4 protein-coding genes and 1 pseudogene are annotated in these 5,062 nt (G+C 67.5%); 1 reads left to right on the top strand and 4 read right to left on the bottom strand.

Annotated elements, in window-relative coordinates:
- Window positions 1-9 precede the first annotated feature (9 nt).
- Window positions 10-336, bottom strand: coding sequence for a hypothetical protein (locus H5J26_RS31735; protein ID WP_235981209.1), 327 nt, complete (start codon window positions 334-336; stop codon window positions 10-12).
- A 332-nt stretch (window positions 337-668) separates the two neighbouring features.
- The gene (locus tag H5J26_RS28235) at window positions 669-2,894 is read right to left on the bottom strand and encodes an immune inhibitor A domain-containing protein (RefSeq protein WP_235981207.1); all 2,226 of its coding nucleotides are present in this window, start codon (window positions 2,892-2,894) and stop codon (window positions 669-671) included.
- A gap of 465 nt (window positions 2,895-3,359) precedes the next feature.
- On the opposite strand from H5J26_RS28235, the gene H5J26_RS28230 reads away from it, so the two are divergent.
- Window positions 3,360-3,710: a hypothetical protein gene (locus H5J26_RS28230; protein WP_181768802.1), complete on the top strand. Its 351-nt coding sequence runs from the start codon at window positions 3,360-3,362 to the stop codon at window positions 3,708-3,710.
- Window positions 3,711-3,737: 27 nt separating this feature from the next.
- On the opposite strand, the gene H5J26_RS28225 is transcribed toward H5J26_RS28230, so the two are convergent.
- Both H5J26_RS28225 and H5J26_RS28220 read right to left on the bottom strand, forming a co-directional pair.
- Window positions 3,738-4,436: an RDD family protein gene (locus H5J26_RS28225; RefSeq protein ID WP_181768801.1), complete on the bottom strand. Its 699-nt coding sequence runs from the start codon at window positions 4,434-4,436 to the stop codon at window positions 3,738-3,740.
- An 80-nt stretch (window positions 4,437-4,516) separates the two neighbouring features.
- A pseudogene (locus H5J26_RS28220) lies at window positions 4,517-4,996 on the bottom strand (RDD family protein); the annotation flags it as partial.
- Between the last annotated feature and the right edge of the window lie 66 nt (window positions 4,997-5,062).

Here is a 5,062-nt window from a genome sequence, read left to right as displayed (position 1 = left end):
AAGCGCGGGCTACCCCGTGTGCACCCGGTCCGAGGGGTGCAGCAGGGACTCGATCGGGTGGAAGGACTCGCGGTCGTCGCTCGGGGCCATGCGCCAGACCAGGCCGTCGGGGTGGTGCAGGACCGCGGTGATCTCGTCCGCGGTCGGCGGCTCGGCGTTGCCGCGCAGGTAGACCGCTCGCATGCCGAGATTCCGCAGCCTGGTCAGGGCACGGGCCCGGTTCAGCGAGTGGACGAGCACGCGGACGTTCCGCTCGTCGCCGTGCCGTCGTGACGTGACGGCACGGACCGTGCGCGCCTCGTCCGCGTGGGCGGACCAGCGCCGCCGCTCGGGCATCGCACCGTCGTACGGGCCGCCCCTGCGGCCCTGTCGCACCGGGCCGCGAGCACGGCCGTCGCCGGCCTCCTCCGGGCCCGCATCCGTGGTCGCCCCCGTGTCCGGCCCGGAGTGCCTGTGCACCCGCTGAGCCGGTACCGGCAAGGTCAGCGCAACGATCACGCTTCCGTCCGGCAGCTGGACGAATCCGCCTCCAGCCATGATCAACAACACCCCCGCGAGACTGTTCCGGTGGACCTCCGAAGAGGTCCGTCACGTGCATCTAAACGCGATCGGCCGCTGCCCGCCAGGGGGGCAACGGCCGATCATGTTTTGACCTGCAACGATGCAAATTAATTTGTGGAAGGTCTCACCTGGAGGGTGATCGTCTTACCCGAGCGGGGCTGTTCCACGATCTTGATCTTGGTGTTGGTGTCCTGCACCTTGACCCCCGCGGTGGGGTTCGACTCGTACCAGTACGTCCCCTTGTGGTCGTCGAAGACGGATACGCCCTTCTTCGCCTTGACCTTTGCGGGCTTGCCGTCGTTGTGGAGAGTCATCCCCTTCGTCGGGAACCAGCTGAAGGGCGAGTCGTAGGCCTGCATGCGGTTGCGCAGCGGCTTGCCGTCCGACCACTTCTCCGGCTTGGCGTGTGCGTCGACCGGAAGGATCAGGCCCTCACCCGGGTGCGCCGAGACGTTGTTGTCCAGCTGGGAGGTGTCCCACTGCCACAGCAGCAGGCCCTTCTGGTACGCGTAACGCTCGACCCAGTCGGGCCTCGTGGAGGTCCAACCGAAGTTGTACGGGCCGTAATTCAGCGACTTGTCGTACGAGGCGTGGTTGCGGTTCTCAGCGATGTAGAACTGCGCGTAGGGCTTCGTGAACGACTCCCCGATGCGCGAGAACCCCTTCGTGGCCCAGCCGTTGTCGTCGTCGCCCTCGGCGTCGTCCTCGACGACCTTCTCGCCGTCCGCCGTGATGCTGAGGGAGTCCGCGGCGAAGCCCTTCTGGGCCACCCCACCATCCGTCAGATAGCGGAAGCGAACATCAATCTTCTTCCCCGCGAACTCGTCGAGGGGGAAGGAGAGATCGTGGTACGTCTTCGAGACTCCGGTGAGCCCGGGCTGGTCGCTGCCGTCGCGCGGGATGGGCTTGCCGTCCGACGTTCCGTCGATCGGCTTGAACGTCGCGCCGCCGTCCTGGGAGACCTCGGTGTAGAGGAAGTCGTAGTTCTCCTCGATGTCCCACCAACCCCGAAGGTCCATCGAGGCCTTGGACTTGCCCGTGAGGTCGACGCTGCGCGTCAGGGAGTTGCGCAGGTCGTCGCCGCTGCCGCTCCACCACTGCTTCTCACCCTGATCGGGCTTGGTGATGGTGGTGGTGACGTCCTTCTCGGGCAACTCGACGATGACGGCCTGCTTCTGCTTCGTCTGGTACGAGTGCGTGCCGAGCTTGTGCGTCGACTTCTTGCCCGCCTTGGCCTTGTCGTAGTCGAGCCAGCCGAGCTGCAGCTTGTCCCAGGCGCTCATGTCGCCCGCGGAGTCGCCGATGGCGTCCTTGCCCTTGTTGAGCCAGGAACCCACGGACATGATCGACCAGAACCCGACCGAGTTCTCGCCCTGGCCCGTGGTGTCGTAGTGGTCCGGCAGGCCCAGGTCGTGGCCGTACTCGTGGACGAAGACGCCCAGTCCGCCGTTCTCGGGCTGCGCCGTGTAGTCGCCGACCCAGATGCCGGTGTCACCGATCTCGGTGCCGCCCGCCTTGTTGTCCTCGGGGCCGGTTCTACCCGCGTCACTTCCGTAGGCGTACCAACGGTGGGCCCAGATGGCGTTCTCGCCCTCGGCGCCGCCGCCGGCCGACTCGTCCTCGCCCGCGTGCACGAACTGGAAGTGGTCGATGTAGCCGTCGGGCTCGTCGAAGTTGCCGTCCTGGTCGAAGTCGTAGCGGTCCCACTTGTCGTGGTCCGCGAGCTGAGCGGAGATCTCCTCGTCGCTCTTGCCGGCCGCCTTCTGGTCCTTGACCCACGTGTTGACGCCGTCGCGCACCGCGTCCCACACCGTGGGGCAGTTGGAGTCGCCGCAGTAGTTGGAGCCGTAACGGGCCTCGTTGTAGTCGACCTTGACCCAGTCGGAGACCGTGCCGTCGACCGAGTAACGGCCCGAGGACTGCTTCTCGTAGTAGCTCTTGACCGAGTCCTCGGTCTTCTTCGAGAAGTAGATGTTCTGGAAGTGCTTCTGGTTGAAGTCCTTCTTCCAGTACGTGGAGTTGTCGTCCTTGCGCTTCGGCGCGGGAATCTTGTTGTGCACGGGGCCGGGGTCGCCGCCGTACTCCTCATCGACCTTGTCGCCGAACTCGACCAGAATGGTGAAGATCTTGTCGGTCTTCTCGCGCTTCAACTCGACGTACTTGCCGCTGTCGAGCTTGACCACCTTGGAGCCGTTGCGCTTGACCACCTCGGCGTCGCCCTGCGCCACCTGCTCGAGGGCGGCCTGGCGCTCGGCGTTCTGCTCCTTGTCGAACGGGCCCTTGAGGTTGTCCTCGCTGTGTCCGCCGTGGCGTTGGCCCGGCGAGCCGGGCATGGCCTTCCCGGACTGGATAGCCGGATACGCCGACTGAGGGGCCTGGTCGGCCTGTGCCGCACTGGCGGGTATCAGTGCGGTGGCGCCTATCGCTGCGACTGTGGTCGCGAGCGCGGCCGCTCTCGATCTCCTGGATCTCCGTCTGCCGTTCACCTCTGCGGTGCCCTCCCCTGTGGAAAGTGATGTGACAGGAGGTATTCGACAGTAGAGGCGGGAGAAAAGACAGACCCTGAGGCATAGATTCGAACACAACTCACAAGTCGCCCGCCGTGTCCGCCAGTTGGGACGCCGGAGCCGTTGTGCGACTGTGCGCCCCCTGTGCAACGCCACCGTGGGTCAGGTCACGCTTACCGTGGTGTCAGGCCGGGCATCCCGGATCGTAGAGTCATTCTCAGAGCACTCTCATGCCGGATCGATCACCCGGCCCACACACCCCCGACACGTCTCCCGAGGACGGATCACGCCATGCCGCGTCCGACCCCCGCACAGTTCGCCTACGGTTCGGTCACCGTCGTCTGTTCGACCCTCGCCATGCTGCTGCTCTCACGGGCTCCATCAGGGCCCGGAGTGGCGGTGATCGCAGTGGTCGCTCTCGTGCTCGGCGTGCTGGTGGCCGTCACCGCGCCACGGGCCTCGTTCGTCCGCCGTACACGTGCGGGCGCCGGCTCCGCGAAGTCGCAGCGGGCCGCGGCTCACACCGTGGCGGGCGCCTCCTCCCGCGTCCACGCCAGGCACGACGTGGCCGCGGCGCACGGCTCGCCCCTGCGGGCACAGCGCTCCGCGCATCGCGTGGCAGAGCCCTCGCTGCGTCCCTGACAGAAGCGAACCGGCCGCGGACAGACGTCAGTCGGCGGCGACGACCACGGTCTTCGCCGTCTTGTCGTGCAGGCACTGCTGGTAGGGCTTGTCCCAGGTGCAGAACAGCACGTTCACCAGCCAGAAGAGAAAGCCCACGCAGGGCACCAGCGGCGGCACGTGATAGACCAGCGTCCGGATCCAGCCCGGCGCCCCACGCGGCACCGCACCGTCGGACAGCAGGGCGACGCGGATGCGCATGAGCCTCTTGCCCACCGTCTGACCGGACTTGGTCAGCATGAGGCCCTCGTAGAGAACGTAGACGAGCGTGTAGACGCCTTGCTGGCCGTAGATACGGCCGTCGTCTCCCGTGCCCCAACCACCTTGCGCCAATCCCATGATGAGGCCGACGGGGATGGCGATGAGCAGTGCGTCGATGATGCGCGCCAGAAGCCGCTTGCCCCGCGAGGCCAATGGCGGCATGCCCGCGAGCGGATCGGCCGCACCGGCCACGCCGCCGTACGGATTGCTGGCGTACGGACCGCCCGCGTACGGGCCCTGTGCGCCGCTGCCGTACGGGTCGGCTCCTCCCGGGCCCGGTGGCGGGCTGCCGTAGGGACCACCTCCATACGAAGGCGGAGGCTCGCCGGATCCGCCCGGCTCACCCGGCTCGCCCCGGTGTCCCTGCTGGTCCTTCGGCTGCTCCCGCTTACGGAACGGGTCCTGGTCGGGCTCATCCGTGCTCATGCGCCGAGTGGAACGCGCCCGGAGCCCCCTCGCATCCGGCGTGCGTCATCAGGGTGACGCACGCCGGGTGACCGCCGGCGTCAGAGACGGATCTCGCCGGAGTCCCTGGAGACGAAGGTGCCCGCGATCTTGTCGTGCCAGCACTGGCGCCACGGCCGGTCGAAGACGCACCACAGGACGTTGACCACGCCGACCACCAGGACCGCCAGCCCGCCGTAGGTCAGCCATCGCACGAAGGCACTGCCGAAGCCGGGCCGCTCCTGCTGCTCCATGGTCAGCACCTTGAGCCCGAACATCTTCTTGCCGAGGGTGCACCCCCAGCGCAGGGTGGGCAGCACCTCGTAGAGCAGGCCGAACAGCAGCAGCGCTCCGAGGACGATGGCGAGATAGCCGCCGGTCGTGCCGTCGATGAGCCAGACCTGCTTGGTCTCGCCCGCCTGCCGGACGGCGTCCATCTTCTGCTTGATGTGGTCGACGGCCTGGCCCGCGAAGGGGAAGGCGACGCCGACCGCCACCACCGAGGTGAGGACGCCGTCGACCAGCCGGGCGCCGAAGCGCTTGCCGAGGCTCGGCCGGACCGCACCTGCTCAGCTTCGTCCTCGTGGCGCTCGCCGCCGTGGCCATCG

Source organism: Streptomyces albidus (ex Kaewkla and Franco 2022), assembly GCF_013870515.1.
In the GTDB taxonomy this organism is placed as follows: Bacteria; Actinomycetota; Actinomycetes; order Streptomycetales; family Streptomycetaceae; genus Streptomyces; species Streptomyces albidus.
The sequence above is the reverse complement of the archived record's forward strand: the minus strand, read 5'-3'. Positions and strand labels throughout refer to the sequence as shown.

What these genes read in the sequence shown, in the direction of transcription:
- H5J26_RS31735 (WP_235981209.1), bottom strand. Translation starts at nt 336, where the DNA reads ATGCCCGAGCGGCGGCGCTGGTCCGCCCACGCGGACGAGGCGCGCACG.
- H5J26_RS28235 (WP_235981207.1), bottom strand. Translation starts at nt 2,894, where the DNA reads ATGCCCGGCTCGCCGGGCCAACGCCACGGCGGACACAGCGAGGACAAC.
- H5J26_RS28230 (WP_181768802.1), top strand. Translation starts at nt 3,360, where the DNA reads ATGCCGCGTCCGACCCCCGCACAGTTCGCCTACGGTTCGGTCACCGTC.
- H5J26_RS28225 (WP_181768801.1), bottom strand. Translation starts at nt 4,436, where the DNA reads ATGAGCACGGATGAGCCCGACCAGGACCCGTTCCGTAAGCGGGAGCAG.